This window comes from Kroppenstedtia guangzhouensis (genome assembly GCF_014637345.1).
In the GTDB taxonomy this organism is placed as follows: domain Bacteria; phylum Bacillota; class Bacilli; order Thermoactinomycetales; family DSM-45169; genus Kroppenstedtia; species Kroppenstedtia guangzhouensis.
Genome location: NZ_BMEX01000001.1, coordinates 337,905 through 364,288, shown reverse-complemented (window position 1 = coordinate 364,288; position 26,384 = coordinate 337,905). Strand labels below are relative to the sequence as shown.

23 protein-coding genes and 2 CRISPR repeat arrays are annotated in these 26,384 nt (G+C 48.5%); of the genes, 3 read left to right on the top strand and 20 right to left on the bottom strand.

Going from position 1 to position 26,384, the window contains the following annotated elements:
- Window positions 1-34: 34 nt before the first annotated feature.
- From sucD to IEV46_RS01885, 4 genes are all read right to left on the bottom strand, one after another.
- Window positions 35-967 (bottom strand): succinate--CoA ligase subunit alpha, encoded by a 933-nt coding sequence (gene sucD, locus IEV46_RS01900; RefSeq protein ID WP_188429218.1) that lies wholly within the window; start codon window positions 965-967, stop codon window positions 35-37.
- A 43-nt stretch (window positions 968-1,010) separates the two neighbouring features.
- Window positions 1,011-2,171, bottom strand: coding sequence for an ADP-forming succinate--CoA ligase subunit beta (gene sucC, locus IEV46_RS01895; protein WP_188429215.1), 1,161 nt, complete (start codon window positions 2,169-2,171; stop codon window positions 1,011-1,013).
- 548 nt (window positions 2,172-2,719) lie between these two features.
- On the bottom strand, window positions 2,720-2,857 hold the full coding sequence (locus tag IEV46_RS01890) for a hypothetical protein (protein WP_188429213.1): 138 nt from the start codon (window positions 2,855-2,857) through the stop codon (window positions 2,720-2,722).
- Window positions 2,858-3,059: 202 nt separating this feature from the next.
- A complete protein-coding gene (locus tag IEV46_RS01885) occupies window positions 3,060-3,254 on the bottom strand; it encodes a hypothetical protein (protein ID WP_188429211.1) in 195 nt (64 codons plus the stop codon).
- A gap of 169 nt (window positions 3,255-3,423) precedes the next feature.
- Here IEV46_RS01885 and IEV46_RS01880 point away from each other — a divergent pair, with 169 nt between their 5' ends.
- The 3 genes from IEV46_RS01880 to IEV46_RS01870 all read left to right on the top strand — a co-directional run bounded on the left by IEV46_RS01880 (window position 3,424) and on the right by IEV46_RS01870 (window position 5,886).
- Window positions 3,424-3,897, top strand: coding sequence for a cupredoxin domain-containing protein (locus tag IEV46_RS01880; RefSeq protein WP_188429209.1), 474 nt, complete (start codon window positions 3,424-3,426; stop codon window positions 3,895-3,897).
- A 105-nt stretch (window positions 3,898-4,002) separates the two neighbouring features.
- Window positions 4,003-4,416 carry a hypothetical protein gene (locus IEV46_RS01875; protein WP_188429207.1) on the top strand — a complete coding sequence of 138 codons (414 nt, stop codon included), beginning with the start codon at window positions 4,003-4,005 and terminating at the stop codon, window positions 4,414-4,416.
- 141 nt (window positions 4,417-4,557) lie between these two features.
- The gene (locus IEV46_RS01870; protein ID WP_188429205.1) at window positions 4,558-5,886 is read left to right on the top strand and encodes a helix-turn-helix domain-containing protein; all 1,329 of its coding nucleotides are present in this window, start codon (window positions 4,558-4,560) and stop codon (window positions 5,884-5,886) included.
- Between the two features lie 265 nt (window positions 5,887-6,151).
- On the opposite strand, the gene IEV46_RS18550 is transcribed toward IEV46_RS01870, so the two are convergent.
- The 16 genes from IEV46_RS18550 to cmr1 form a co-directional block, all read right to left on the bottom strand.
- Window positions 6,152-6,502, bottom strand: a complete 351-nt coding sequence (locus tag IEV46_RS18550; protein ID WP_188429203.1) for an IS3 family transposase — start codon at window positions 6,500-6,502, stop codon at window positions 6,152-6,154.
- Between the two features lie 155 nt (window positions 6,503-6,657).
- Window positions 6,658-7,233, bottom strand: coding sequence for an IS3 family transposase (locus IEV46_RS01860; RefSeq protein WP_373284535.1), 576 nt, complete (start codon window positions 7,231-7,233; stop codon window positions 6,658-6,660).
- Between the two features lie 385 nt (window positions 7,234-7,618).
- Window positions 7,619-8,050: direct repeats of the CRISPR family, unit length 30 nt; unit sequence GTTTCAATTCCTCATAGGTACGTTCTAAAC.
- Between the two features lie 117 nt (window positions 8,051-8,167).
- A CRISPR array of direct repeats spans window positions 8,168-9,795; the repeat unit is 30 nt; unit sequence GTTTCAATTCCTCATAGGTACGTTCTAAAC.
- Between the two features lie 226 nt (window positions 9,796-10,021).
- On the bottom strand, window positions 10,022-10,276 hold the full coding sequence (gene cas2 / locus IEV46_RS01855; protein ID WP_188429545.1) for a CRISPR-associated endonuclease Cas2: 255 nt from the start codon (window positions 10,274-10,276) through the stop codon (window positions 10,022-10,024).
- 27 nt (window positions 10,277-10,303) lie between these two features.
- Window positions 10,304-11,296: a type I-B CRISPR-associated endonuclease Cas1b gene (cas1b, locus tag IEV46_RS01850; protein WP_188429199.1), complete on the bottom strand. Its 993-nt coding sequence runs from the start codon at window positions 11,294-11,296 to the stop codon at window positions 10,304-10,306.
- Between the two features lie 16 nt (window positions 11,297-11,312).
- Window positions 11,313-11,804, bottom strand: coding sequence for a CRISPR-associated protein Cas4 (gene cas4 / locus IEV46_RS01845; protein WP_188429197.1), 492 nt, complete (start codon window positions 11,802-11,804; stop codon window positions 11,313-11,315).
- A gap of 38 nt (window positions 11,805-11,842) precedes the next feature.
- Window positions 11,843-14,293, bottom strand: a complete 2,451-nt coding sequence (gene cas3, locus IEV46_RS01840; protein WP_188429195.1) for a CRISPR-associated helicase Cas3' — start codon at window positions 14,291-14,293, stop codon at window positions 11,843-11,845.
- Window positions 14,294-14,303: 10 nt separating this feature from the next.
- Complete coding sequence (cas5, locus tag IEV46_RS01835; RefSeq protein WP_188429193.1) at window positions 14,304-15,077, bottom strand: CRISPR-associated protein Cas5; 774 nt, start codon at window positions 15,075-15,077, stop codon at window positions 14,304-14,306.
- Window positions 15,078-15,092: 15 nt separating this feature from the next.
- Entirely contained in the window at window positions 15,093-16,034 is a 942-nt protein-coding gene (cas7b, locus tag IEV46_RS01830; protein ID WP_188429191.1) for a type I-B CRISPR-associated protein Cas7/Csh2, read from the bottom strand.
- A gap of 48 nt (window positions 16,035-16,082) precedes the next feature.
- Window positions 16,083-18,014 carry a TIGR02556 family CRISPR-associated protein gene (locus tag IEV46_RS01825; RefSeq protein ID WP_188429189.1) on the bottom strand — a complete coding sequence of 644 codons (1,932 nt, stop codon included), beginning with the start codon at window positions 18,012-18,014 and terminating at the stop codon, window positions 16,083-16,085.
- Window positions 17,986-18,702 (bottom strand): CRISPR-associated endoribonuclease Cas6, encoded by a 717-nt coding sequence (gene cas6 / locus IEV46_RS18545; protein WP_373284534.1) that lies wholly within the window; start codon window positions 18,700-18,702, stop codon window positions 17,986-17,988. Before cas6 ends, IEV46_RS01825 begins: the two co-directional genes overlap by 29 nt.
- A 1,104-nt stretch (window positions 18,703-19,806) precedes the next feature.
- On the bottom strand, window positions 19,807-20,919 hold the full coding sequence (gene cmr6, locus IEV46_RS01815; protein WP_188429185.1) for a type III-B CRISPR module RAMP protein Cmr6: 1,113 nt from the start codon (window positions 20,917-20,919) through the stop codon (window positions 19,807-19,809).
- On the bottom strand, window positions 20,912-21,343 hold the full coding sequence (gene cmr5, locus IEV46_RS01810; protein WP_188429183.1) for a type III-B CRISPR module-associated protein Cmr5: 432 nt from the start codon (window positions 21,341-21,343) through the stop codon (window positions 20,912-20,914). The genes cmr6 and cmr5 overlap by 8 nt, the downstream gene beginning before the upstream one ends.
- An 11-nt stretch (window positions 21,344-21,354) precedes the next feature.
- Window positions 21,355-22,164 carry a type III-B CRISPR module RAMP protein Cmr4 gene (gene cmr4, locus IEV46_RS01805; protein WP_229735827.1) on the bottom strand — a complete coding sequence of 270 codons (810 nt, stop codon included), beginning with the start codon at window positions 22,162-22,164 and terminating at the stop codon, window positions 21,355-21,357.
- Window positions 22,161-23,222: a type III-B CRISPR module-associated Cmr3 family protein gene (locus tag IEV46_RS01800; RefSeq protein WP_188429179.1), complete on the bottom strand. Its 1,062-nt coding sequence runs from the start codon at window positions 23,220-23,222 to the stop codon at window positions 22,161-22,163. The genes cmr4 and IEV46_RS01800 overlap by 4 nt, the downstream gene beginning before the upstream one ends.
- A gap of 23 nt (window positions 23,223-23,245) precedes the next feature.
- Complete coding sequence (gene cas10, locus IEV46_RS01795) at window positions 23,246-25,159, bottom strand: type III-B CRISPR-associated protein Cas10/Cmr2 (RefSeq protein ID WP_188429177.1); 1,914 nt, start codon at window positions 25,157-25,159, stop codon at window positions 23,246-23,248.
- Window positions 25,156-26,256, bottom strand: a complete 1,101-nt coding sequence (cmr1, locus tag IEV46_RS01790) for a type III-B CRISPR module RAMP protein Cmr1 (RefSeq protein ID WP_188429175.1) — start codon at window positions 26,254-26,256, stop codon at window positions 25,156-25,158. The genes cas10 and cmr1 overlap by 4 nt, the downstream gene beginning before the upstream one ends.
- Window positions 26,257-26,384 lie beyond the last annotated feature (128 nt).

The following is a 26,384-nucleotide window of genomic DNA, read 5'->3' as shown; positions in this document are numbered from 1 at the left end:
ATCTCCCTGAGATCCCTTATAAAAAGCTCCGATGTTATTTCGCCGTGGTGCACTCCTCCAGCAGGCCTTTTTCCTTCAGGACCCGAACCAGGGTTTCGCCGATGTCGGCTGGAGTCGGGGCCACCGCCACCCCGCATGCTTCCAGCTTGGCCACCTTTTCCTTCGCTGTTCCTTTACCGCCGGAGATGATGGCTCCCGCATGGCCCATCCGTTTTCCCGGAGGAGCCGTTTGACCGCCGATGAAACCGACCACCGGTTTGGTCATATTGGCCTGAATCCAATCCGCCGCCTCTTCTTCGGCAGTTCCCCCGATTTCCCCGATCATGATGACCGCCGCGGTATCCGGATCTTGTTGGAACTGTTCCAACACATCGATGAAATTGGTTCCGTTGACCGGGTCTCCCCCGATTCCCACGGCGGTGGATTGACCGATTCCCCGCTGGGTCAACTGATGAACCGCTTCGTAGGTCAGAGTGCCGGAACGGGAAACGACACCCACACGCCCCGGAGTATGAATATACCCTGGCATGATGCCGATTTTGCTTTCACCCGGAGTGATCACACCCGGACAGTTGGGGCCGATCAGGCGCGTCCGTTTCCCTTCCATATAACGCTTCACTTTCACCATATCCATCACCGGAATACCTTCGGTGATACAGATCACCAGATCCAGATCAGCATCCACCGCTTCCATGATCGCATCCGCCGCAAATGCCGGGGGTACGTAAATCACCGATGCATTGGCCCCGGTCTTCTCCTTCGCTTCCGCCACCGTATCAAACACCGGGATCGATTTGACCTCACCATTGTCCAGGGTGATGTCCACCTGGGTGCCGCCCTTGCCCGGCACGGCACCGGCAACCATTTGCGTGCCGTACTCCAGCCCACCTTTGGTGTGGAATAGACCGGTTTTTCCGGTAATCCCCTGCGTGATCACTTTCGTATCCTTGTTGATGAAAATGCTCAAGTTGGAACCCGCCTTTCCTTTCCAGATGTGATGGACTTGTCCCTTACTTCACCAGGGAGACGATTTTTTCCGCGGCATCGGCCATGGAATCGGCCGCCGTGATCTTGAGGCCCGATTCATTCAGGATCTTTTTGCCGAGATCCACATTGGTCCCTTCCAGTCGCACCACCAAGGGGCGATCCAGACCGATCTGTTTGGCCGCTTCCACCACCCCTTCGGCAATAACGTCACACTTCATGATCCCGCCGAAAATGTTGACCAGGATACCTTTGACATGGGGATCTTCCAGGATAATCTTGAAGGCGGCAGTCACTTTTTCTGTAGTGGCGCCACCTCCCACATCCAGAAAGTTGGCTGGTTCCCCGCCGTAATGCTTGATGATGTCCATGGTGGCCATGGCCAGCCCCGCTCCATTCACCATGCAACCGATGTTTCCATCCAGGGCGATGTAGGTCAGATCAAACTTGGAGGCTTCAATCTCTTTGGGATCCTCTTCAGAGAAATCCCGCAGCTCCACCACCTCAGGATGGCGGTACAGGGCGTTGGAATCAAAGTTCAGCTTGGCATCCAGCGCCATCACTTGGCCGTCCGTCGTCGTGATCAGCGGGTTGATTTCCGCCAAGGAGCCGTCCTTCTCCACAAAAGCCTGATATAGACCCATCATAAACTTGACGGCTTTATTGACCAAATTTTTCGGAATCCCGATGGCAAAGGCCAGTTTTCGGGCCTGGAAGGGCTGAAGACCCACCGCCGGGTCCACCACCACTTTTACGATCTTTTCAGGGGTGTTTGCGGCCACCTCTTCAATCTCGGTGCCCCCCTCTGACGAGGCCATCATCGTCACCCGGTCCGTGGATCGGTCGATCACCACACCCACGTAATACTCTTTCTCGATCTTGCAGCCTTCCTCGATCAGAAGACGTTTCACTTCTTTTCCTTCCGGACCGGTCTGATGGGTGACCAGCGTTTTGCCCAGGAGTTCTTCGGCATATTGTTTTACCTCGTCCAGGCTCTTGGCCAGCTTTACTCCGCCGGCTTTCCCGCGACCTCCTGCGTGGATCTGAGCTTTAACCACCCACAGATCCCCCCCCAGCTTTTTGGCGGCATCCACCGCCTCTTCCGGGGTAAAAGCCACATGGCCGCGGGGAACGACCACCCCGTACTGCTTCAGAATTTCCTTACCCTGATACTCATGTACGTTCATGTCCCATCCCCCTATCCGGAAAAATGCCTTCCTTCATGATGGTTACACAGCCTGTCCGGCTGCCGATGGTTTCACCCATGCTCTTTATGTAGGGAAAAACCAAATTCAACCCCCTGAAAGTATAGCGCAAGCATCAACCTCTTGCCAACTGATGGTGAAGCGCTTTCTTTTGACGTGGACACCCTTCATTGTCATTTTTCCCTGTCAAAGCCAAAGAAAACCCCGGCGTTAGGGCGGTCCGGACTTTCAATTTCAGGTGTTGTAGGGAGCAACCGGTGTGACCGGCGGAGAGCCTTGGGGATTGGAGATAGTCACACCGGGTCCGACCCCCAGCAATGATTAGATCAGACACGCCCTAAAAGTGTTGTGATTTATTGCATTTGAAGGCGGTCGGGATTGGGCTTTCCGCTACGCTTCATTGTTCTGACGAGCCAAAGGCACTCTGCGGAAACCCCACCCTCCCGCCGATTGGTTTTTTTCACACATCTTCCCGCCGGAATCCGGGCATCAAAAACGAGGGCCGTCACCAGCCCTCTCTCCTCAAAAGATCACTTCAATACCTCGGCCAGGATCCCGCCGACCAGTGCAATTCCCAAGAACAGCCCGGTAAAGAGAGCCGTCCCTTTCACCATGTCCAAAAAATCGTTTTCTTCGTGTTGGTTTCGGGAGTTCGTTTGGGAGCTCATCTTTCACCCTCCTGCATCCGGACCTAACGAAAAACCCCAGGCCCTATAATCCACGGACGGACACTGACACCGTCCTGAAACAATGTTCCCGTCCAGTATAGCATGCTTTTCTGATGCGGAAAATACTTGTGACCGGCGAAAAAAAGACGCACCCGCCGATTCATGAAAAAGACACACTTTTGCTCGGCCCCCCACCTGGCTGTCACCGCCTCCCTTTCCTCTCCGCCGCCAGGATCCCTTCCCGACGCAACCGACGGAAGGCTTTTCGCTCCTCACAGTAGACCCAAACTCCCTCTTCCTTCCATTTAAAAATTCGTACCCGCCGCTGGGTCAGGCGCCCCTTCCGGTCCAGGTAGATCAGTTCCACCATCTCCTTCTCCCGAGCTGCTTGATGCAACACAGTTTCCACCATCACCCATCACTTCCGAAACGTTTGTTCCCATTGTATGCCCGCCGATTGAAAACATATACACCTTAATTATTGGAAATGAAGGGTTAAACCTGCTACCTTTTGTCCATACAGAGAGATGAAAAGATGAAACCGCCTGAACAAAGGAGGAACCGCTATGACCACCTCAAAACAATGGCTGTATTTGAGCATCGCCTTTGCTCTCGTCCTGATCGCCATCCTGGCACTGCTCCCCATGCCCTGGTTTAACGGCAAGACGACTCTCCAAGAGGTGGAGGAAGTTTCCTCTACGTCCACTCCGGAGGAGCGGACCTTTCATCTGGTGACGACGGAATACAAAACACAGCTGGACGGCAAAGAGATGGAGGTCTACCGATGGAATCCCGGCAGCTTGGTCGTGCGGGAGGGGGACCGGGTTCACCTGGTTCTCCACGGCATCCACGGCAAGTCTCACCGCTTCTCCTTGAAAGAATTCGGGATCGAGGGTACCGTGAAGAAGGGAAAACAGACCAAAGTCTCATTCACCGCAGACCGTCCCGGTACCTATGAACTGATCTGCCACGATCATCTCACTCCCCAATCCCATGGCCCCATGGTCGCCTATATCACCGTTCTGGAAAAAGGAAAATAACATCAGTCCCCGGCCGGTCGGCCCGGGGGCTTTAGGGTTTGGTTTCTCTTTATCCGAAAACATGGTATATTGGCCTCACCCATTTCGGAGAAGGGAGAGATCGCCTTGAACATCCGCTTTTCCACTCCACATCAGTACGTCTTTATCCATGAAAACATCAAGCACCTCCTTCTCGTCTGGTCCAAAGAGGCCAAAAAACAACTCTTCATCGCTGAAGAAGAAGGGAACACTCTCACCCTCACCCACCCCGGTGAAACTTATGAGGAAACCGTTTGGAACCAGCTGGAACCCTTTTTCTTCCGCCAGCTGGAAACGGACGAGGGAACCTTCCCCGTCATCCTGGGTGCCACCTTCCACGTCCATGGCCACCGGATCGGCATGTACTACCGCCGCCCTCCCGGCGACAACTCCCCCTTCTTCTTCCGCCTCGCCGACGGCGAACTGTATGACATCCCCGATGAAGAATATGAAGAGGTGGCCAAAACCTTTTTGCAGGAGTTTCCGGAGTATATCGGATAAATCCCCCATCCAAGAGAGTGTGTCGGGCGGGGAACACTTTCTCATAAAAATTTCACTCGATCCCTATCAAAAAATGGTTTCCATTTTCCGTGAGTTGATGTAATATTTATGTGAATCGAACTGATCAAGGAGGTAGTTCCTTTGTCTCCTGCGGTGTCAACTGAAATCGGCGGAATCATCCGAAGGGTCAGGAAAAGGCGCCGGCTACGCTTGGAGGATCTCGCCGACGAAAATATCTCCCCGGCGACCATCAGTAATCTGGAGCGAGGTGTCCCCCATGTCAAACAGGATAAGTTGGATTATTTGTTGGACAAGCTGGGAATCTCCATGGATCAAATCCCCGAACTGATCCTGGAGGAGAAAGAAGAGCTGAAAAATCTCAAATTTCAACTGTTTTCCTGTGAATCACTGGTTAGTATCGGCAAGCCCGATAATGCACTGGAGAAGCTGTCCCAACTGGAGGTGGAGGATACTCACCCTCATGCCGCTTTGTATCACTACATCCAAGGGAAATCCTACCGCAGCAAAAAGAATTGGAAAAAGGCAGAGCGCTCCCTGTATCAAGCCGTCCGGATCGGCAGCCAAACCCGTTCGGATCTAGAAGCGGCGGCATTCAATGAGTTAAGCCTGTGCAGTTACTATCAAAACCGGTTGGAGCAAGCCCTCAAGTATGCGGAAAGTGGGATCGCTTCATTTGAAGACACCGGTGAGCGCCCACAAATAAAGTACTTGTTGAGACGGAATAAAGCCATCTATCTGGAACGATTGGGCCGCCTGGGTGAAGCGATGAAGGTCGTCAATGAGGCATGGGAGTGGCTGCCGCAAATCGAACAGATCGAAACCAAACTCTCTTTTTATTGGCTTCAGTCAGAACTTTCCCGCCGAACCGGCGTATGGGATCAAGCTGTTCACTATGCCGAAACGGGCCTGGAATTGGCCCGATTGAATCAACACTATTCCATGATGTTCGATTTTTGGACTGTTCTCGCCAATACCGCCATGAAACTGGAAGACTGGAAACGGGCAGAACATTGTTTTTCCATGGCGTTGGAGTTGAAAGATCAACTCCCGGAACAAGATGAAAGAAGGTTGATTACCACTTACACTCGGTTGGGGAAGCTTTACATAAACATAAAAAAAGCGGATGAAGCCCATCAAACACTCCAAAAAGCAATTCAGATCGGAAAGCAACAACAGGATATTCCTCGGTTAACCCATGCCCTGCAAATCATGGGGGATTATTATCGACTCCGTAAGGAGAAATCCAAAGCCATTCCCTGCTATCGACAGGCACTTGAAATTGCTCAACAGCACGGCTTAAAGAAACGATCCTATCAGTCTACTTTCCATTTGGCCCAGTGTTTAAATGGTGTTGATGAGCAGGAATTTCAGGAATTAACGCGAATTATGTTTACGTTACAAGTTGAACTGCAAAATGAGGAGGGCGTACTTTTTGAAGAAATGGACTAAACAAATTTTCATCCTCCTGCTCCCAGGGTTGTTCATCATCACGGCTTCTTATCTCTCCCTACCTTCATCAAACCCTGTGCACGAGTCCACAGGTATCAGCAAAAGTGAACCAGGGCCTGATTAAGGAACTCGACGCATGATGATCACCCCATGAATCGATCTCGCGTTCATGTTGCTATCACCATTTTCACATGGAAGATGTAAAATCAGCCCCCGGCCGGTTTGGTCAAGCCTCCATTATGTAGACACGGAGAAAAGTCCCGAGTTAAGCAGCAAGTTGGCGCCTGTACTCCACAGGCGTCAACTTATTTAAATTCAGTTGAATGCGCTGTTCGTTGTAGAACAGAATATACTCCTCCATACGTCTTTGCACCTGGTCTGCATCTAAGTTAACATAAGGGTAGAGAGCTTCTGTTTTCAAGTGGGAAAAGAAGCTTTCAATGCAGGCATTGTCAAAGCAATTGTCTTTCCGCGACATACTGGGTGTCAGGGTCACCTGGTGAAGCATGTCGTCGTACGCTCGGGATGTATACTGGAATCCTCTGTCGCTGTGGAGGATGATTCCGGATACATCCTTTCTTTTTTGGAGAACTTGTTTCACCGTTTGAAGGACCAAGGCATTAGTTTCTCACGATTTCGTTGTTAAACAAGTCCATGATTGCAGAAAGGTAAAGCCATTGATTTCACACAGGGAGGAAGGCATCGGTGACCCATTTCCGGTTGGGAGCCTTTGCACGGAAGGCTTGTGCCAACAGATTTTCCGCCACTCGTTCAGTGCCAGGTTGGACCCGGCCGTGACGATAATTTCCGGCAAATAAGAGCTTTTAACCCCATGTCCTGCATCAGCCGAAACCCTCGTTTGTGGTTCACACGGATCCCATATTGCCGTTCCAGTTCCACTTGAATCCTTCGGTATCCGTATCTTCCTTTTCGATGAGGGCAAATATGACGGATGTTCTCTTTCAATTCCTTCTCCCGCCCGTTTACGGATTGACATTGGAGATGGCGGTAGAAACCACTTCGGGAGATCTTCAAGTAATCACACAGCTCCTGAACCGTGTAGCGGCCTCTTAAGGCCTGAACCCATTGATATTTTGCTTTGATCCCTCCCTTGTACCGGATTTCCAACCACTTTTTTAAGACATCATTCTCCAATTCCAATTGATGGACGTATTCGTCCCGCTCCAGTGGCTTCTTTCGTCCTCCCCGATGATCCCGAAGCCCCTCTGCCCCCTTTTGCTTATATTGACGCATCCATACTTTCCAGCGACCCACATCATGGATTCCCAACTTTTCCGCCACGTCCCGTTTGGTCACCCCCTCTAATCGCATTTGGATCGCCTGCATTTTCAACGAGAAGGGTAGGACTGAAACTTCTGACCTTTTTTCGCCATAAAAGAACACCCCTTTAAAGTAGTTCATTTTCACAGGGGTTTTTCCCTTGTGTCTACTTTAAGGGGTGCACATCAGTTTGGCCCGGGGGCTTTCTTTGTTTTTCGCTAGTTCCGGTTTGAAAGAGTTCACGAAACATATTGTGGAGGAGAGAAAAGGGGGAAGCCGGTAAACCCCTCCTCCCCGCCTGAGGGAGAGCGTCGTATCGGGTGGGAGTTTAGTTTTCTTGTATAAATGAAAACTTATTTTATTTATCTGAAAAGACTGGCAGACACTCGTATTTCTCTTCCTCATAGAAATTGAAAGTTGATTTCAAACGAACCGGTCCCCAGTCACTTTCATTTCAATTCCTCATAGGTACGTTCTAAACCTTCTTTTTGTTCCGGACCCGGGAGAGGGCTTTCCGGGTTTCAATTCCTCATAGGTACGTTCTAAACTTCCCGATAGCTCGCCATCAGCAAAATGGTCACAGGTTTCAATTCCTCATAGGTACGTTCTAAACTCAGTCAGGCCCCCTTCAGTTGGTCCAAGATTTCTTGTTTCACTTTCCTCATAGGTACGTTCTAAACGTTGTACAAATCGCCGAAATAGGGTTTATTCACCTATTGTTTCAATTCCTCATAGGTACGTTCTAAACGCGTGCTCTCCTTACCGGGTTCATGCTTATTCCTCCCAGTTTCAATTCCTCATAGGTACGTTCTAAACGTTCTGGGCGGATCATCGGCGAGGACGGGGAGATATAGTTTCAATTCCTCATAGGTACGTTCTAAACGAAATAATTTCGTCATGAATTGAAGCCATCAGCAACCAACATTTTTCCCTGCATACCCGGCCATATTCAATGCCTATCTTCTTCAGAATGTCTGCCCCCGTTCCTTGGATGACAGCATGTTTCAATTCCTCATAGGTACGTTCTAAACGGGGATTTCCGGTATCTCTTCCTCGTTCAAGGAAAAAGTTTCAATTCCTCATAGGTACGTTCTAAACCAGCCCCGGCGGCTTCCCCTCTACCGAATTTCGACAGTTTCAATTCCTCATAGGTACGTTCTAAACGTCAATATCTCCTGCTGTAGCTCAAGATACAGACGAAGTTTCAATTCCTCATAGGTACGTTCTAAACTGTGCCGCATATGAGGAGTTTTTGATTGCGGAGCAACGTTTCAATTCCTCATAGGTACGTTCTAAACGCGTACCACAATGCAGCCGTCAACATTTCATTTCCTTGTTTCAATTCCTCATAGGTACGTTCTAAACGATATGCAAACCGATTAAATCTTGTCGTCGATCTCCAGGTTTCAATTCCTCATAGGTACGTTCTAAACCAGGAAATTCCAAGCCGCACCTTGAAAACCGTATAAGAGTTTCAATTCCTCATAGGTACGTTCTAAACAGGAGGAGTTGAGGGGTAAACCCTCACTCCTTATTTTGTTTCAATTCCTCATAGGTACGTTCTAAACGAATACGAGGGGCGCGATCTGCTTTTCGAATACAAAAGTTTCAATTCCTCATAGGTACGTTCTAAACGGGCGTGTGTACAAAGTAAACAACGAGGAGTATACGTTTCAATTCCTCATAGGTACGTTCTAAACAGTCAAAGCGATCTGATTGGAAAATCCGAATATCTTCTGTTTCAATTCCTCATAGGTACGTTCTAAACCACTCCAGCAGGGTGTAATACTTGTCACCCTTTCGGCGTTTCAATTCCTCATAGGTACGTTCTAAACATGAATCCAGCTTGAATCCCTTCTCGGTATGCTCGAGTTTCAATTCCTCATAGGTACGTTCTAAACCAAAAAACTTTCCAAATAGTGCTGTTGATCCGCATGTTTCAATTCCTCATAGGTACGTTCTAAACGTCAAGGAGTACAAAAAACAGCTTCAAGAAAGGGAGTTTCAATTCCTCATAGGTACGTTCTAAACGCGATGGTTGAATATATTCCGATTGTCTTCGGTTCAAGTTTCAATTCCTCATAGGTACGTTCTAAACGCGAATTGAAGCTGAATCTACTGAGATTCTGGCTGACGTGTTTCAATTCCTCATAGGTACGTTCTAAACCGGGCCCGATAAATGGTGAAAAATATCCCCGCCTGTTGTTTCAATTCCTCATAGGTACGTTCTAAACCATAAATCTCCGCGCGTTCTTTTACATCCAGCGCTTGTTTCAATTCCTCATAGGTACGTTCTAAACTAAAGTTTTGGGCTTTGTTCTTTGCTAAATTCACGAGTTTCAATTCCTCATAGGTACGTTCTAAACGCAAGAAAACGACGTATTGATGGAAACATACCGAAGTTTCAATTCCTCATAGGTACGTTCTAAACACTTTTGAAAGCCTTGGATCAGCGGATCAAGTGCCCGGTTTCAATTCCTCATAGGTACGTTCTAAACGATGATGTGGCCGATATAAACCTCATTTTTGATGAGTTTCAATTCCTCATAGGTACGTTCTAAACTTATTTCTCCTCCTTTTCCGGATGATCCCGTCCTGGTTTCAATTCCTCATAGGTACGTTCTAAACCCATTTTACAGGCATGTTTATTGAGTTTCAAGACTGGTTCTGACATGTGTTCCTGTGGGGATCATAAGGTTTGGTTGATCAAATTCGTTGCTGTAGCGGAGAGTTTGGGCTGCATATAAAAGTCGTCGACCCCCGGGGGTTTTTACACCACCGGGGGTCGACGACTTTTGGCAGAGGTGATCCATTGCAATATCTAGATGCGGCTTCTAACTCATCACATGAATGATTATAATATGACTTCTTCGCCCCCTTTTTGGATACCGATAATCTCTCTTTCCGAATACTTCGTCGTACGGAATGTGTAAAAGATCACCGAATCCACTTCGGGATTAATTATGCTGTTCAGTTCAGCTTTTAACTTTTCATAGTTAACACGTGAGATGTTTCCTTCCAATACCGAGTTTTGCACCCAATTTAAATACTTGCGTGACGTCTTCAATACCTTGCCTACCCGTTTCTGTCCGATATCATACACAAGAATGACGAAACAATTAAATCATCCTCCCTGTTACCACTTAGCCTTATATGGCACATAATTTTTTTCTTCCATGAGATGCTTTTGAATTTTGTAGAGCTCCAGACGAATTAAACGACGATTGGAAACATTCCTTCTCAAATCCCGGTGCTTGAAGGTTGTCTTTAATCGTTTATCCCACTCAGTAATAAACACCTTCTTCCCACGATCAGTCAAAAATGTTCCTCCTGCACGCCGATCAAAATCTTTCGCGGTTATCATCTTTTTTGCAACCAGACTAAAAATCAGTCTATCGACAAGTACTGGTTTGAATACTTCAGCAACATCCAAATTCAACGTAAACCGCCGAAAGTTGGTTGCATGTAAAAAACCAATGCGAGGATCCAGATGCGTTTTATATATTTCGCTCAGGACTGCTGTATAGAGCATGGTGTTGCCGAAACTCACAAGAGCATTCATTTCATTTTTGGGCGGCTGTTTTGACCTGTTTTCAAAAGTGAAATTTTCATTTTCCAAAATATGATCAAATGATTGATAGTAATAACCCCTTATATTCCCTTCCAGTGCCATTAGCTCTTCAACTGTTGTACTCGCATTTATCATTTCTTGTAGCGAACGGATGCTTTCTATGATTGAAGCAACGTTTTTTCCACGGTTTTGGTAATACTTCAGCACTTGCAAAATGTTATGAACCGCGCCACTAATAAATAACTTCGCCAATCCCATCCTTTTTTCTCCGTTTTGATAACACATAGCCTGCTTTAAGATCATATAACCCGAATTGAGATGCTCCCTGGGATAGAAGGACCCTGCATAATAACCGTAATGGTTAAAAATATGCAAGATGATCTCTTTTTGCGAAAGAAATTCAAGTAATCGTTTATTGAAATCAACTTCACCAAAAATGAGGATTTCCATCGTATCCTCAACAGGAATATACCTATTCCCCTCTTCCGTTTCCAACCGCAGGGTTTGGTCTTTGCGTCTGAGATTTCCATTTTGAAAAATATAAAGCGTTTTTTTCACTTAGTCACCTCTTGTTTTATACCCAGCAGGATTCGTAATAGGCGCATTTCCCGCAGTATTTACACTTGACAGGCGGGGGAGGTACCGGTTGTTTAATGATTGTTCGAATGTGGTGGATGATTCGTTCTAATTCCTTCTCAACCGCTTCTGTCAAGCAAACGGTCTCTTTCCTTTTTTCTTTGGGAAATCTCAGCTCTCCCCTTGCATTGACGCCTTTTTGTTTGAACTTGTACAAATAAAATAACAGTTGCATTCGCGAACCCTGTTCAAATCGGGAAGATTTCTTTACTTCACTGATTACAAGTTCTTCACCATCACGTTGGATCAGGTCAACCCGAATGTTATCAATTGCAACCTCTTTTTTCTCCCGGGAATAAGACGTTTCCTGAATAAACCGTCCCATATCCAAATCCTCATGATCCTGGTCTGCAATAATTTGGCGGGCCAGCAACCATACTTCCCGGTGGCAGATAAAATAGTACCAGACCAGTGTCCCTGTTACTTGCACAACACCACCCCTCTTTCGAAATGGTTGGCTACCCCCTCCTATAACATCCACACATCAGCATCTTCCGGATTGCGGATAAATCCGGTGTCGTTTACCTTGTAATATTGACTGAGCAGTTCATTCCGGAGTAAAAATACACCACCGTACATTTCCAAATTTCTAACACGTTTCAATGGTACGGAAATCACATAGGATTGAAATACACGTCGCAGTTTGAGATATGCTTTTTTCCGTAACAACATCTCCGGCTGATCCACAACTTCTGTCATGTAACGCTCCCACACTTTTTCAGCCTCTTCATTCATTTGTACGAACAACGAAGCCATGTCCAACCGTTGCTCAATGAGCCTGAAGCGGGAAACGGATTCACTATTGTTTGGATTGTCCTGATCATGGAAACGCAAGGATCGTACACCGTTCCAAATGTGCCGTGAAATCGTTTGATTTGTTTTTTCCATTCTTTTTGTAAAATAAGACTCGATCCAGGGGTAAAAGTCACGTTCATGAATCACATCCCGGGTTAATCCTTCGATCGCAAGTTTGCGATGGATGGCACCGTAGACGAGAGCACAGTCGCTTTTCGTCTCATTACGCATCATCGGGAGCACAAACATGGTCCCTTGTCCACGGTGTCCATTCCGATTACCGCGTCCCGCCGCTTGCACTATACTATCGATCGGTGCAAGGTCGCGGACGATGACATCAAAATCAAGATCAACCCCGGCTTCGACGACTTGTGTCGAGACGAGAACAATCGGTTCCCTCCGTTTTAAATCCTGCCCGATGGCTCGTAATCGCTTCATTCGCTCGTGTGGTGTAATATTCGTCGATAAATAATAAACTTTTGGGCCATTTATGTGTTTGACCACTCGTTGATACACGTTTATCGAGCTTTGCACCGTATTTAAAATGAGCAAGTACGACTTCTCTTCATCGTACCGCTCCATAAAACGGACAAACCATTCATCCTCGGACCAACCACCTCGATCCTTGGGGAGAACAGGAACGATCTTCATCCGATCAAGGGACTGAAAATACCTTTTCACCTTGTTTGGCGGCAACCACTCCTGCGCTTCTCCCTTTTCGAAAATAAAGGGTTTTGTAGCTGTTAACAGCAAAATATAGCACCCCAAGTGTTGCGATAAGTGTTTCAACATGTTATTAAGAAGTGGCCAATATTCAGCGGGAACATTCTGCACTTCGTCCAAGATGATGATACTTCCACACAGCTGGTGAATTTTCTTCAAATAGCGGTTTTTAAACCCGATGATACTGTGCATCAGCTGATAAAAAGTGGTGACGACAATTTCTGACTCCCAGCTCTCCATCAGAAGAAGTGTATCGGAAATCGGTTTATCCGCGTTGTTTTCCCTGTACACAACTTCTGCCAAGTGATGGTGTTTCAACAAGTAACACTCTTCCGAACCATCGAACTCCGGAATATAACAAAGGACCTTTCGTAGCACATCGTAATTTTGCTCGATGATACTCGTGAAAGGCAAAGCGTAAATTATTCTCGCTTCATACCCCAGCTCTTTCTTAATCGCCTCACGCATTCCGAGAGCCACCGCAAAAGAAGTCAAAGTCTTACCTGTTCCAGTCGGAGAAGTCATCGTATAAAGACGTCTCTTCACATTAAATTGAGCAAGTTGGTCTCTGGCTGTTTGTGAAAAATCGACACGCAAGTAATCAAGGGTCGTTTCCGGTTTTTTCTTAAAATGATCCGCCGCATATAGATTCACCAAGTCTGCAGGCAGAGCTCTTCTTTCCATAAAGGAAACGTTTGCGGCACTGTGTTTGTCCCCATCGATCAGTAAAGAAAACAGCAGCTGTAAATAGAAAAACAGTTTGATTTTTAAGCTTTCGTTCTCTGCTGACAGCTGTTCTTTCAGTTGAACCAACATCCCAAATACAGTGAGGTAACCATCACTGAAATCTTGAAAACTGACCGCTGTCCCGAGCATTGAGGCATAATCGCTCTCAATAGTTTCCCGATGGGGAATCAGGCTGTCGATCTGCCTTTTCAGTTGTTCAACTTTATCCCTGTGGCGGCTTACGTGTCCCAAGAATCGGGCCAGTTCCACATCGATATCTTCTTCTTCGGGAATATCGTGCTCCAGCGATCCAAGATCACCATGATGATGAAGAACAACGAGAAAACCGAGGAGTGGGGCATAACGCCCCCACCCCTCCTCTGGACTAATTTTTGTCAATAACCAAGCGGTCCACACCGCCGAAATATAGGAATGGTGGTGCAATTTCCCCTTTTTTTCACCGGTCAGTAGATAGGTTTGAAAATAGGGTGTATATTTTCCGAAATCATGTCCATAAGCATGGATACAGTGAAACTGTCTGAGTAATTCCTCATCCTGGCTGTCTGGCAATGGGGACAAATGATCTGCGGAGGCTGCCACCTCCCGCAAATGTTGAACAAGCGGCTTCTTCGAGATCACTTCACCTTGTATGTTTCTTTTGATATGGGAGTACATGATGGATCACCTACATCCATATGATGTTCTTCATTGTTCCGTCCAGCTCAATACAGGTCACAGGGTGACGGAATGTACCGGCAATTGACTTGCCGTTTTGCTCAAAAATGTATTGTTCCGTTTCCTTAAGCTGACGGTTTCCCGAAAAATGCCGCGGCATACGTTCTTTCAAATATTGACGAGTCCCCCATAAATCCAACTCCAATCCTTTCGGTTCAACACCGGACATCGAACAGACCGAATGAATCTCTGTCTGTGTGCCCGACGGCAGTTCGCTGATTTTTTCTCCATCGATCCAAGCTTCATACTCCAACTGAGAACTAAATTCACTTAAACCAAAGCAAGGCGGATAATAAAAGGACCCTGTTTGTGCCCGGTGTTGCCATTCGCGCATGATGCTGAGATCCCGATGACGTATAAACAGGCGGTAGCAGACCCGGCTGTACCCATGTTCCTTTGAATGACGGCTCAAAATAATTTCCAGTGGAATTTGAGTCGGACCGCTTGAGCGGTTCAAATCCTTTGCGGATTTGGCAAAAATGTAATTCACCGTTTGCGAAATCTTCCTCACGGGGGCAACCAATTCCACAGCACAATGAAAATCTTCAGGATCAAAGCGGTCATAATACGAATCCCGCTCATATCCGACAATGCCGGATAACATACCCATGATGACCGTTCTTGGAGGAAAGGCATAACTGAGTGACGATGAGTTGGTATAAAATTTCCGGAAATGAGCCATTGCTCCCCACCACTTCAACACCAGGATCGGTTGTGCTTGCACAGTCCCTCCCCCCTTTTAAACGTCTAGCGGGTGCATCAGGTCATGCAGATCCGATCCCAATACATCCTCCAATGTTCCCCGCCCGTTTGCACTTACAAGTTGCAGTTTGGAGTCATGCCAATAGTGAATCTTGTGAATTTGTTGCTTGTGATCCACCAACTTTTGACGCAATTCCTCCATTTGGAGTTCGTACTGACTGATCTCCCGGATTTTGGGGTCTTCCAAGTTGGGAATCAAATCCCGCAGATCACCGAGGATCAATTGATCATTTACATATTCCACACGTATGTACAAACGCGGGTACTGACCGATTTTGCTGCGGGTCGCCTGGGTCGGAATCGAGCGGACAATCGCTTGATCCAGCAGATCGATATCGGCTTCCTTCAGCCTTGTATGTACTGCCCGCCGACCGCTGATAATTCCGTGAAAAGCGATCAGTGAATAGTACAGGCGGTAATCTTTCCCCATGGTTCCACGTTCGTTACTGCTTTCCGAACTGAAGTGAGATGTAATTGTACTCGAATCGACCAAACTGACTGGGTTGAGTGAATACCCCCAGTTAAATTGCACCGGGCCTGTGAACGTCAACGACGATCCTTTGCCCGATTCCGCTTTTATCGGCATCGTTGCCCCAAACAGCCGAACATCCAATAATTGATCCAACATCCACTCAATCTGTTCGGTGCCCAATTTTTTAATATTCACTTTACCGTCGTACTTTTCAAACAGGTTCTCCAGGCGAGTTGTTGCGATTACCGTTTTGTTTTCGATGTTCGCAACAAAGATCTCCTGCCCGGCCTCTTGCAAAAAATCACGTAAATATCGCTTTAAGCGTACATCACTCACTAAATTGCGTGATGTTTCATAATCCATGCGCGGACGGTTTTCGTCATCTGCATCTCCGTTGGGATTCGTCAACTTCGCATCATACAAAAACAACAAATCGCTGTTATTCATTTATTCTTCCTCCTTTAGGAATACATTATCCTCAGATTGACTCACGCTTTATGTTGCTATAGTTTCTTCCTCTTTTTGCACACCCATAATTCTTGTTCCCAGCGCGTAACCGGACAGTACATAGAACACATTTTCTTGATCGGACAGGTCCCACCGTTTCAGATTTTTGTGCAACAGCATGGTGTGATCCGCATACATTTTTTCGTTTGCCGGATATAAAGCCTTATATTGCTTTATCTTGGCAAACACGTCTGTACTGAGTCGTTGCAACTTTCCGGGGTTCATTCCCTGATAATTCAATTTATCGAGGATCGGTTTTGACGTGAGGTTGTGATTATACTGTTTTCGGGCCACCTGGTTGATCAGCAACCCCAACAGGATCAACGATGTTTGGCTTTCACTGTAGCCCATTTTTTGAATGAAACCCTTTAATTCATCCTTGACAGTCAACAAGGAAACGTCCATGGATTCTCCTCCTTTTAGAACACAGGCCATTTCAAGGTATTTCAGGAACAACAACCCTTTCAACAGGCCAATGATCATGGCATAATCCCGATTGTTGCCGAGTGGTGCCGACAGCTGATAAGCCCCTGTCTGTTCGAATCGGTACACTTTGGCCAATTCGAGAAGTTTGGAAACAAGAACACGTCTTTCAACCGGTTTTTCAGCAAAAATTGCATCGTACAGCTGCAACAGTTTTCGATACTCAACCAGTTGACCCTGGCTTTCCTTGAGCGGAAACAACCAATAGATCTGTCCAAAGTCAATTGTCATCCAGTCACTGTGCTCTTGTTCATTCCTGCTTTTAAAATACTTTTTTCCGAGCTCCTCCAAATCCGCGGTGATCCGTTGCAAACGTATTAATCTCGAAGGGGAGACATCTTTTATCAACTTAATTACACGAAACTCGTTCTGTTGCTTAATGTAAAAAAGAAAATGCAACGTAAATTGGTTGTTTATCTGTGACTGATGCCGAGTCAGTAGCTTTACGTCCATCTCGTATGCCGCTTTCATATCCAGAACAGCCCGTCCCTGATTGGCCGCATCATGTCCCCACTTACTGGAAAGCTCCCCGGCGTTGTCAAACAAGAATTCCGGAATGATATAGAGAGACAACCTCCCGATCCGAGCCGCGAATTCCCCCATCACCCGCATCTCACCAAGTATTAATTCACGATGACAGGTTCGACACAGCTGAAAATTGCGCGAAAAGTCCTTGGAAACACCGCTGGCAAAATTGATCTTATCGGTTATATAGCTTTTAAACTTTAATTTGCTCGTATCATCCGTAACGGCGGTCCTTTCATTGCACAAAAAGCACTTGCCGTTTTTCGCTCGCTCAAAAGCGGCCTCTTTCAATTGCCACGCCAGCTGACGATATTGGTCACTTCGTTGAGGAAATTCACCATTTACGGAAAGCACCCAAAGGGCAACATCTTTCGTTTTAACTTCCAACTGTTTCTCGACCGACTGGTTCAGCTCTTTTACTACAAGGGATATAATTTTTTTCTCATCCCCCTGCGCCTTTTCCATCAATGCTTCCATCGTGGTGCCGCTTCTCAAATGCTTAACATCCAAAACATAGCGATAGCGGGCTTTCATGCCTTGTTTTTCGCCTGTATCATAGAAAAAATCTTGCTTAACCTGAGCTAATCGATCCTTCCATTCACAGTCCGGAAGCCTCTTTATAAGTGCGTATAGAGCTTGTGATACAATATAATCCGGGCGTGTGCCAGTCAGCATCCACTGTTCGCTGCTCGGTCCGTCTGCTGTTCCGATATGAAAATATTGATGGGAGGAATCGACGGTCATCGGTTCCAGATCAAGTGAAAACGTTTGGGTATTCAAATCAAAGTTAAGGAAGACAACATAGTCCGATCCTTCTTGGGTTCCTGCCACCTGCATAACAAGTGCATCGGCCTGTTCTTGTTGTGTTAGTTTGGCAATCGGTTCACCTAGCTTGCGAACGGCTTCGATCAATAAGTTCGCCCCCTTTCCAAATTTCGATACAGCCAAAACCTTGTGATGATTTGGCACCGACACCAACCTTCAGTGCAAACTGAATCAACTCCGGGGACCCTGTACATAGAAATTCCCCCTTCCAGCCTTTAATTATGAAGCGCTTAAACCTCACAGTCTCCGGCCGTTGTTTTATACGGACGGGAGAGATTGAAAAAGAATTATTCTCCGGTTCCACTCCATGAAGAGCCACATATTTTTTTATAAGGTTTTGTTGTATAAGAGCAGAAAAAGCTTGGTCTTCACAATGATAGTAATGAGTCCTTTTGTTACGGTGTTCGTCAATCATCGTAGTATACATAGTGATCGGGGAAAGAGTCCGTACAAGAGTCGGTGATGTTACATTGGGTATCGCTTCAGCGTGGAGAGACTCCAAATATACCTTTTGGTCGTACCATATGAACTGATCCTGTTTCAGTAAAGTCGTCATCAAATCACGAATAAATGATTCCGTGGCCGCAGTTACAACCCAGGTGACCGGTGATCGGAAACAGATCACTCCCCGCTTTCTGTCTATAATGTATGTACTGTTCAATCTCGAAAAAGTGAACCCTTTAAACTTGCGTTTCTCAAACGAGTACCCCTGTTCATGAAGAAAATCCCGATACTGATCATCACTGATATGACGGTACAAAAAGGATTGCAACATGTGGTTGTGATCGATCGGAAGCTCAATCATCCCGTCTTGTTTCGAAAACGTCATCACCAATTTCAATTGATTCACCCCCCTAACTTGTGAATTAATTCATTATTTTAATAGACCTACTAAGAGAATAATACACACCGTTTGGATAATCAATGTTTAAATGCCATTTTTTGCGATTGACATATATACTCCGGGTACATTCAACTAGTTTACGGAAAAGCAGGGTGGTTGGCAGGAAAATCAAAAGCAAAACCCACCAACCACCCTGACGCATTTCACATCAATGAGACACTAACTTGTCTGCTGATCACCGAAGATAGTCTCCCGAGTCTGGGCTGCTTCTCTTCTATTGACCATTTTTCAAGCTTGCTGACAAACATACCCTGCCAGGTAAGATAACTGAGCACAAGCTTTTCTTTTTTATGAATTCCGAGAGCTATTTGGGTTTTCAGCTCAATTGAGAATTCCCTTCCTCATTTCTCCACTTCCCACGGTCTGAGTAATCGAATAATACCCACAATTTGTATTAATAATCCCTATAAATCAAATGACTATGGGACATTTTGATGGATTACATTTATACCATTACCTTTGTCCAACATTCTGGGGTCTTTTCCAATTATGCTTACCATTGGACTAAAACAGATTTTTCTTAATTCCTCATAGGTACTTTTAATTTAATCGGGCGAAACTTAATAAACCCTAGTTTCAATTCCTCATAGGTACGATAAAAACCGTTATTATCAGCTCCGAATCCGCAACAGAAGGAGGTTTCAATTCCTCATAGGTACGATAAAAACTGCCCGCGCGGTTGGAAAACTGGTTATCAACGATCGTTCCAATTCCTCATAGGTACGATAAAAACATTTCGCGAAGCATTACAAAGTGAATCTCGATTTTTGTTTCAATTCCTCATAGGTACGATAAAAACCCACCAAAAAGCCGGTCCAAAGCCATTTCTACGTTAGGTCCATCATACGGAAAATACCCTTTGAGATCAAGAGACATTCGATTTCTTCCCATTATATCAAGTGATCTCGTCATTTTGGCTTTGTCGTCGATCCCCGGGGGTTTTTACGTTACTGGGGATCAACGACAAAGGTCTGATTAACTTTTCCCGTGCAACACTGCCCGGATGCGCCGGATTTTCTCCTTATTCTTCTTATTGGGCTTTTTCCAATGATCCAATCGGTGGGTCTGATACCAAACCGCCAGACGCCGAGCGATCTCCATCTGCTCTGCCGACGGGGTGTCATCGCTCTCCATCCGGTCCAGCCATTTACCGGTGAGCGCCTTCATAAACCGATCTGGATCTTGTTGATACCCGTCTTCTTCCATCTCCCGTTCCACCGGGGTCATTTGGGACAGTCGGGCTTGCTTCGCCTGTTCCCGTTTCCGATCATCCAGCAGCTGTTTCCACTCTTCTTGTCTGTTCTGGTCCACCACAAACCGGCCGTATCCCACCGCTGTTTTCGCCCCGGCCCCTATCCATTCCAGTGCCTGCTGCAACCACTCCTTGGCCTGCTCTACATCCCCTTCACGCTCCCCCGGCCGTCGCGGTGCCATTGAAAAGAGGAAGGGTTGGTCCGCTGCCACGCTCAAAAAGGGGATCGGGACGGGAGCGTGCCAGTCCACCGGCGGATATTCCCCAGGATGTTGATAGTAAGGGCTGTAATGAGGGCTCATGATATCCGCTTCCAACTGGATTGGCTCAAGGGGAAGTGCATCATAAAAAATCACACTCCCGACACTGACAGCGGTGCCATCCTGGCAACCGAAAATCCGTTTCACATCTTCCGGGTCCACCTGTTCCTCCCATTGTGTTGCCCAGGAGCGGACCAATCCTTTTACTGACGAGCCGGGCAAATAGGCGGTGCCCAATGTGGGGTGCCATGCAAATCCGTTTTCCACGGGATGGGAACGTCCCAATCCGGTGACAAACCGGCCTTCGGTCCGGGTGTGAAGGAGAGTTCCCGATCGGGCGGCAACCAGCTGTTTCATTCGCTCCACCGTCTCCTCGATCCCCTGTTGATCCCCGATCTCCCCGGTTACGTTATCAATCCAACGGGCTTTGTCGGTCCCCAAAGTCCAAGCCCCACCCTGCCGACTCCAGACGTTGCAAAACTTCTCATACCACAAGCCGGCATGCCCCCATTGCGGGCGAATGCCGGGGGCGGAGGCATTTCGGTACAGAGGAAGAAGACCTGCTTTTTTATTCATGCCGGTTCACCGCTTCCGGCTGTTTCAAATAAGCGACCGCCAATTTTTTGTGCCATTCCAACAAAGCCATCGTCTCTGCCCGCGCCCGGAGATAGGTATGGCGATCTCCCGCCACCAAGGCTTCCAATAGATCCTTCGCCTTGGCATATGGGGCCCGGGAATCGTCCCGGCACAACCAGTCATGTATATCCTGATACAGCAGGTAGTGGGGATCCGTCTTCTTGTCGTGAGAACCGACCGCCGCCGCCCTCAGTTGAGCCAAGGCTTGTCCGAGGCCATTTCCCAAGATCGCCGCGGGCAGGCGTTTCGTATAGTCAGCATAAGCATCGGCTTGTTCCGCAGAAAAATCTTCCTCGATCCGCTTCACTTTTTTCAGAGAAAATGTGGCCCGTTCCAGATCCAGCATCCGCTTTTGATCCGACATCTTCAACCTCCTCACTCCATCATGGACAGGACGCACCAGCCCTGACCGATGGTTTCATTTCCCCCGATCTGCAGATAGGAAGGAGCTTGAAGGTTTTGGCGCAGGACATTCAACCATTCCTCCTGCCCGGGGCGGGACATCAGCAAGCTATAAAACAGAGTGTCCGAAGGTAAGGTCTCCTCGAACCACAAACTTTTACTTCGCTTGTTCTCATCCAGCGCATTTCGTGCCTGAACGGAAAGGCCGTATTGAGCAAAATGGGCAAAGTCATCATCATGGAGAACCGCCAGCTGCCGAACCAGGCGATCGCGTACCGATGGATGCGCAATCAATGGCTTGATCCATTCTGCTACCCATTCCACTTTCTCCGCCTCCAACCTTTGTTCAAAAGAGAGCTCCTCCAGGAAGAGAGTTTTTTCCTCACCTTGTGCCACCAACGTCTCTCCCGGTTGGAGATCCAGCTTGATATCCGCCCCGTTTTTACCGATCATCTGCAAATCCCGCGTCAAGCGTTCCAACAGATAGGAACAGGTAATCCAGCGGTAATGACCCGACAAGGAGCGGACGGGTAACAACAACAGACGCCCATCGGCTACAGAAATCCCACCGGCGCCACCCGGGCTGCCGAAAATTTGTGTGATCTCTTCCCAGTTTTCCTGTTCGGCCTTGTCCCGCAGGGCTCCCTTCAAGCTGGAGCCCGCGATCACCGGATACTGTGTAGTGGCTTCCCGGGCCACAGGCAGATCGATCACCCCCGCCGATTGCCCGCTTCCCGGGTGTAGGGCCGTCTCCGCCAACAGTCCCATCACAACACCGTTCATCTTGTTCCCTCCTGCCATGTTCCGATTGCGATTTGTCCCATCCCGTATGCATTCATTTCTCCCGTGAATGTTCCGTGTAACCCTTTAATTTGATCCAGTTGTTCCACTTTTGCTTCATAAAACCACGTGCACCCTGCGGGAAGGAGAGAAACCGACCGACGTGGACGACAACGCTTCAAGTCCCAGCCCCCCAGGGAAACCATTTTGCCGATGCTGGCTGAAATGCACCGCCCCGGAATCCCTTTCGGTCCCGTCTGGATCACGGAGCACGTGTTCCTATATCGTCCCGGTGTCAACAGAGTGACGGTAAATCTCACTGTATCTTCCGTTTGCGACCATTCGGGCATGCGGGGAAAATCCGCTTGATCCCCAGCTTTTTTGGAGACTGTGACATAGGCCATTCGTCCCTCTCCTCCCAGAGGGAGTGTCAGGGAGGCCTCCGGATTCCAATCCTCCGGAATCCCTTGTACATCCACCTCGACCATCAGATCCTTCACCGGCCGGACATGGGTGGCTGTATACAGATGATGGGCCTCCGCCTTGCGGGTATCTACATTGCGCAAAATCCCCACCCGCCGTTCTTCTTTCCACATCTTCTCCGGCTGTAAAATTTCTGTCACAGCGGGCACTTCCCCCCGAAGGACCGATTCCAGTCCATCCTGCGTCAACCAGCCTTCCAGCATTTTTCCGGTCACTGGTTGCGCCAATCTGGGCAGTCGGACCTGCCCCAAGTCGCACTCCACCTTCTCCCCTGGGACCAGACGCGTCAATTCTGCACCCCATTTTCCAAATAGCACGAGCGGAATCGGATACAATCGCTCTCCCCCGAAACGGAGGAAAGGACCCCGCAACCGCAGATCACCCAGATCATCCGGAGTGCCCAATTCCTCCGGCCAACGATTGGGGTGATTCGGCCGCCAGCCCCTCCCGCGGGCCAGCGCTGTCCGGATGGCCCCCTGCAAAGGCATTATCGACGGAGGAAAACTACCCCGAGGCTGAACCGATCCTCCTTCACCCAGATGAAAGGGAGTACCATCCCGAAAAAACAACGTATCCATTGCCTGGAAGCTCCATACCCAGCTCAGGAAGATTCCCCTCCTTTCTGTGCCAAGAAACCGGCCAACAACGCACCATCCGCTCGAAACGGCCCTTCTGACTGATGTAGTTTACCCGTGTCATCCCGCCATGAGCGTAAACAGAGATCGATCAAGGGAGTCACCTCTTCTTTCGCTCTCTCGATCCCCCCATCGATCGATCCGGTTCCACGTAGATACTCCGCAGCCGCCAAGTCGATCAGTATATTTCGGTTTTCCCCAGGCCCTCCGGAAAACTGACCGATTCGCTCAAACTGCCGCAGTTTGTACAGAAAGCTGCGGGAAAACAGGGCCTCATCGTTTCCTCCCGATTGGCCCACCTCAAATTCCAGTTGGGTTGGCTGATCCGGCCGTTTACAAAAGGTATCCCAAGGGGCAGACCACGTCAGTGTCGGGCCCCCTGATTTCCACACACCGACAGCCAGACTGTCCCGGCCACAAGATTCTTTTGCTACATCATCCAAGAGGTGGTGGGCGTGTTGGAGCACACCTTTCAACGGTGCACGATAATGGGCATAAACGATCGCGGCGGAGAGGGTAGCGAAAAAGCCTTCCCCCTCCTCTCCGGCAAAAGCCTTCATATATTTTTCGCGCAACCGAACCGCAGAGGGAAGCGCCCCATGGAGCGGGAACATGGCCAGAACATCATCCCCGCCGGCATAGATGGTTACACCGTCATGCTCTGAAATTAGGTCAGGCAATCCATCGATAAATGCCGACAGAGCACGACTGACGCGTACCCCTGGATCGACTCCGTCCACTGCCCCCGACTGCAACAAGGCCCCCAACCGGTCCCCGTCCATCAGCAGCAGAGCGTAAAAAGGGCTGGGCTCCCCAATCTTTTTGACCAGTCGCTTGCGTGCCTCCCACAGATCTTTACGCCGCTCGCAAGAAGACGGTGACTCTTTCCAATACAAAGAACCCTCTTGAAGGTTGGATTCAAAAAAACACGGTCCATCGAGGCGGAACATCGCTCTTAAATTTTCCCCGTCCGGCTTCAGCTTTTGAACCGATCCGAAATGCGCCCCGTTTTCCGTGGGGGGGATTCGGCATGCGGCAGCGGCCTCCAGAAATGAGGCAGCCAATGAGGGTTGCTCAGTTACCGCTTTTGTGATCCATGGCAAAGCAGCCAGGTACGCGGTGGATGGAAACCCGACAGCTTCCCGGGGAAAGGGCCAGCCGATCGCCTCTTTGGCTACCAAAGGATAGAGGCGTTTGATCAACGCAATGGCGCTCAAGCGTTCATTTTCGCCCAACTGCCATGAATGGGTGGACACGGATTCGCGCAATTCGCTCCAAAACTCCCTTTGCGCCCCTCCGCGCAGATGGCCGGAAATCTCTTGCAGCGTCCCGATCAACATGCATTTGTCCCCTTCTTCCAGCGAAGGGATATGATTTCGCCAATTTTTGCGCCGATCCAGGAGATCAGTCCCCTCTCCCAACACCCAGGCCGTCTCCCAGAAACTGCTCACTTGTCTTTTCCAGATGGATTCCGTGTTTATCCCAAGCGGAGCCACCTGTTTCACCCAACGCTCCCAAACCGCATCCGCCACCCGTTTCCATGCTTTTTTAACGGCTTTCACACAGGAATCGGGGAGAAAATCTTCCGGCACCTCCGCCGTAAACCGGTTGGGCAGAGACCCGATCCAGGGCCCTTTCACCCATTCCTCGCCCGCTCTTTCCGCTTGAATGGCACGGAACAGAGGATCCCGAAAGCCCTTCTCCTGATTCCCGATCTCGGGAAACAGGAGACGCCCGCCCTGCCGATCCACCTCGACCATCGCCTGTCCCGACAGAAAAGAGAGCAAAAAGGAACTGGCCAACAGGTCCCGGATACGACGGGACTGGGTGACAAATCCCTGAACAGGTCCAATGGTAAAGTGAAACTTTTTCAGGCTCATCTATCTCCCTCCCCCCGGAAGCCCTGGTTTTTCAAATAGGATTGTAACTGCTCCATCATCGTTGCCATGTCAGGGGCGGAGTACTCCTTATCCGCCATGTTTCGCCTGGTACATTTTTCTTTGAGCTTGGAGGGATAAGGAGCAGACAACAGAGCAAAAAAGGGATAAAAACGCTCACCCGCCCGAATTACCCGGATCCACACCGGGGAGGCGACGCGATTGAAACCTTCCGGTTCATAGCGGATACTCCGTTGCGGAACCATCATCGGCAATCCGAGAGCCATCCGTCCACCCCGATTCTCTTTACGAAACTCTTTCAGATACTCACCGGCCAGTCGCATCGCTTCGGTCCAGGACGCTGCTCCAGCAGGATGATAAAAAAAGGAGGATTGCGGATCGATCACCGTATGATCCACTATGGGCTTCCCGTCAAACCAGGATTGAATCCGGGAAAGACCATTCCTGAAACCCTGGTACCACTTCTCGATGTTGTCGGTATTGCAAGCGATGGGCAACTCCTTCAGGAGTTTTTCCGCCGCCGGATTTCTTTCCATCCGCCATTCTTTCAGCGAAACGGTACCAAATCCCCGACGGGAACGGGAGCCCAACCCACCTACGTGTCCCAACAGCCAGATGGAGGCAATTAGGGATTTCCACGCCACCAACGACTCGATTCCTTTTTTCGCAACAGGACGCATCAAAAAAGAAACCCTCAGATCCTGACCGGGAACAATACAGGAACGAAACGACTGTTGACCGGTACGTCGATCCCGCTGCGGCTTCAATGAAAATCCCAAGTAATCGACTCCCCGCAATATACGGCTTTCGCGATCGACCACTTCTTCTTTCAATGAAACAGGAGAGGTTCGAATTAAAAAACGAGCCTGTCCTTCTCCCGCTCCCGTACCGCCAAACAGTTCGCTTTCATATGTAGTGCTCCCTCCCGGAACCGCCAGGTTATACCTGGGTGCGACCGCACGATACCAATAACGGAGTGCTCCTTTGATCGAAGGGGCTCTCACCTCGGCTTTCCCCTGATCCGCCCCCGCCAAAAACAGTGGGGTTACGATCGAATACTTCACTTCCAACCTTTCCACTACTTCACCTCCATTCCATTACTATTACAATTGGATATGGAACCCATTTTTTCCTGCATAAAATTATTTTTTATTACTATCGGTTTTGTGTCTAAATACAAAAAGAGCCGGAAATTTTCCGACTCACT